This is a genomic window from Polaromonas sp. P1_E1_2 (assembly GCF_056406035.1).
Genome location: NZ_JBFUAZ010000516.1, coordinates 1 through 3,077, shown reverse-complemented (window position 1 = coordinate 3,077; position 3,077 = coordinate 1). Strand labels below are relative to the sequence as shown.

The following is a 3,077-nucleotide window of genomic DNA, read 5'->3' as shown; positions in this document are numbered from 1 at the left end:
GGGTGCGTTCGAGGCGGCCGAAAGCCATTAGCTAGCCCTTATGTGCGAGTAACTCGCGCAAATCGCGTGCAAAGCCTTCGAGGTCGGCCTCGATACGGCCGACGCGACGGCCGAAAATGTTGTACGCCAGCACGGCTGGAATCGCTACCGCCAGGCCTGCCGCCGTCATGATGAGCGCTTCGCCGACGGGGCCGGAGACCTTGTCGATGGTGATCTGGCCGGCTGAAGCGATGCCGACAAGTGCGTGGTAAATGCCCCAGACCGTACCCAGCAGCCCCACAAAGGGTGCGGTAGAACCGACGGTAGCCAGCAGCACCTGGCCGAACTGCAGCTTGTCCAGGATGTCATGAAGGGCGTCGCGCAACACGCGGGTAAGTTGCTGGGACTTGTCACCCGCCGACGCCAGCGTACCGCCGGCCTGGATGTCCGTGGCAACAATGAGAGGCAACACCAGCGCCTCGCGGTCGAAGGCGGCCACTTTCTCCCGGGCTTGTTCTACAGAGGTCGATTGCCAGAAAGCAGCGGTGCTGCGTGCCACGTCTTTGGCGGCACGCTGAAGCAGCCAGGCCTTCCACAGGATCACGACCCAACTCGCGACCGACATGGCCAGCAGCAAGGCCGCCACCAGCTGGCTGACGATGCCGCCCTGGGTCATCAGGCTGAAGAAGTCCATCAGGTTAAAGCCTCCGAAACTGCCGTGACCGGCACCGCATTCATTTTTTCAGACCCAGCACGTCAAACATGTCAAAAAGGCCGGTGGCGTGCGAATCGAGGTAGCGCGCGGCACGCAAGCTGCCCTGGGCATAGTTGGCCCTGCTGGATGACTTGTGGGAAATTTCGATGCGCTCGCCGGTGCCCAAGAACATCACAGTGTGATCACCCACCACGTCGCCGCCGCGCACGGCCGCAAAACCGATGGTCGACGGGTCGCGCTCGCCCGTCACGCCTTCGCGGGCATAGACGGCGCAATCCTTGAGATCGCGGCCCAGCGCACCGGCAATCACTTCACCCATCTTGAGTGCGGTGCCGGACGGGGCATCCACCTTGTGGCGGTGGTGCGCCTCGACGATTTCGATGTCATAGCCGGTAGAAAGGGCCTGAGCCGCCATCTCGAGCAGCTTGAGCGTGACGTTGACGCCTACGCTCATGTTCGGAGCCATGACGATGGCGATGTCTTTGGCCGCAGCGGCTATCTCGGCTTTCTGCGCGTCGGAAAATCCGGTAGTGCCGATCACCAGCTTGACGCCCAGCTCGCGGCAAGCCGCCAGATGGGCCAGCGTGCCTTCGGGACGGGTGAAATCAATCAGCACGCCGGAATCTTTCAGGCCCTGCCGAAGATCGGCATTGATCAAAACGCCGCTCATGCGTCCCGAAAACGCGGCGGCATCACTGCCGATGGCGGAACTGGAAGCCACATCGAGCGCACCGGTCAGCTGGCAGTCGGCACTGGCGCCGACGGCCTCAATCAGCATCTGGCCCATGCGGCCGCTGGCGCCCGCTACCGCGACCCGGTGCCGTCTGGCCTGGGTCGCCTGGATTGAGCCGGCCCCGCTCACTGTTTCGGGCTTTCGAGCGGCGGATAGGAGGCAGACGGAGAGCCCGCTGGCGCACTGGTGGGCGCCGAAGTGGCTGCTGCCGGATTGGCTTTGACCTTTGTGGAAGCCTTGGTGAGCTGCTCTTCGGTGGCTTCCAGCACGGGCACATCGCCCAGTTTGCGTCGGTTGCCCAGTTTGGCAATGAATTCGGTCTCGCTCGGCATGGCGTCGCCTTCAAAGCGCTCCAGCTGGTCACCCTTGAAAAACACGGTGTATTTGTACGACTGGGGCTCCACGCCCTGGCGCTTCAGCGTAAAGACGTAATCCCAGCGGTCGCCATGAAACAGGCTGGCCATCAGAGGCGTTCCCATGATGGCCTTGACCTGTTCACGCGTCATGCCGGGGCGAAGCAGCTCAACTTGCTCCCTGGAGACAAAATTGCCCTGAATGACGTCCACCTTGTAGGGCGTGACCCAGTTGACCGGGTTGATCGAACTGCTGCTCATGTTGCTCAGGCTGCTGCAGGACGCCAGCACCGTGCAGGCCAGGAGCAGGAAAGCGGTTTTGGCGCTGTAACGATGATTTGCAGGCATGGCTGACATAGTGAGGGGGTGTAGCGATATGATCGTTCATTGTAGCGGCTGGGGGCCCCCGGCCGGCACCTGCCCAGAAGGGTCGCACCACCGCTTTACACAGCGGTTTCACCCAGAGAGTTTTCCCATGAGCAACATCGACGAACTGAAAAACACCGGCCTCAAGGCAACCCTGCCACGCCTGAAAATCCTGGAGATCTTCCAGGCGGGCAAACAGCGCCACATGACAGCCGAAGATGTGTTCCGGGTGCTGCTGGAAGACCGCTCGGACATTGGCCTGGCCACGGTCTACCGGGTGCTGACCCAGTTCGAGCAGGCCGGACTGCTGAACCGCAGCAATTTCGAATCAGGTAAAGCGGTCTATGAGATCAACGAAGGCCAGCACCACGACCACCTGGTCTGCCTCGATTGCGGCAAGGTCGAGGAGTTCTACGACGCCGAGATTGAAAAACGCCAGAATGCCGTCGCCAAAGCCAAGGGCTTCACCATTGCCGATCATTCACTGTCGATCTACGCTAACTGCACCAAAGACAAGTGCCCCAACCGCAACGGCGCACCGGTACGGCACCATCACGCTTAATTTTTAGCAGAAATGGCCTGCAGCCCTTTATRKACAAGCGCAAGCAGCTATTGATTCAATAGCAAGTAAAACTGCGGCGCAGAAGGTGTGAAGAAACCGTAGCGAGCAGCCCGAGGTTGCATCGAGGACCGGAGCCGTACTTGCGTACGGCGAGGACCGCAGGTGCAAGATCGGGTTGCGCAGTAGGTTTATTCGCGCCTTCTAATCGTCTTGTTCCATGGCGCGGCGGTGCCGCTCCACGAAATCCTGGTAGGTATTGATGCCGCGCAGCTGCAAGATCGCATTGCGCACGGCGGCCTCGACCAGCACGGCGATATTGCGGCCGGCTTCCACCTGGATGATGACCTTGCGCACCGGGATGCCCAGCAC

Annotated in this window: 4 protein-coding genes and 1 pseudogene; 1 reads left to right on the top strand and 4 read right to left on the bottom strand. The window is 61.2% G+C overall.

The genetic code is table 11. The features are described from left to right. Nucleotides 1-31: 31 nt before the first annotated feature. The 3 genes from AC1D1P_RS19130 to AC1D1P_RS19120 are packed head-to-tail and all read right to left on the bottom strand — an operon-like array spanning nt 32 to nt 2,128. Nucleotides 32-673 carry a MotA/TolQ/ExbB proton channel family protein gene (locus tag AC1D1P_RS19130; RefSeq protein WP_477668775.1) on the bottom strand — a complete coding sequence of 214 codons (642 nt, stop codon included), beginning with the start codon at nt 671-673 and terminating at the stop codon, nt 32-34. 40 nt (nt 674-713) lie between these two features. Then, nucleotides 714-1,538 (bottom strand): 4-hydroxy-tetrahydrodipicolinate reductase, encoded by an 825-nt coding sequence (dapB, locus tag AC1D1P_RS19125; RefSeq protein WP_477674060.1) that lies wholly within the window; start codon nt 1,536-1,538, stop codon nt 714-716. A gap of 14 nt (nt 1,539-1,552) precedes the next feature. Continuing rightward, nucleotides 1,553-2,128 (bottom strand): outer membrane protein assembly factor BamE, encoded by a 576-nt coding sequence (locus AC1D1P_RS19120; RefSeq protein ID WP_477668777.1) that lies wholly within the window; start codon nt 2,126-2,128, stop codon nt 1,553-1,555. Between the two features lie 127 nt (nt 2,129-2,255). Here AC1D1P_RS19120 and fur point away from each other — a divergent pair, with 127 nt between their 5' ends. Further along, nucleotides 2,256-2,708, top strand: coding sequence for a ferric iron uptake transcriptional regulator (gene fur, locus AC1D1P_RS19115; protein WP_457281494.1), 453 nt, complete (start codon nt 2,256-2,258; stop codon nt 2,706-2,708). 201 nt (nt 2,709-2,909) lie between these two features. Here the strand turns inward: fur and AC1D1P_RS19110 are convergent. Further along, nucleotides 2,910-3,077, bottom strand: a pseudogene (locus tag AC1D1P_RS19110) (HPr(Ser) kinase/phosphatase); the annotation flags it as partial.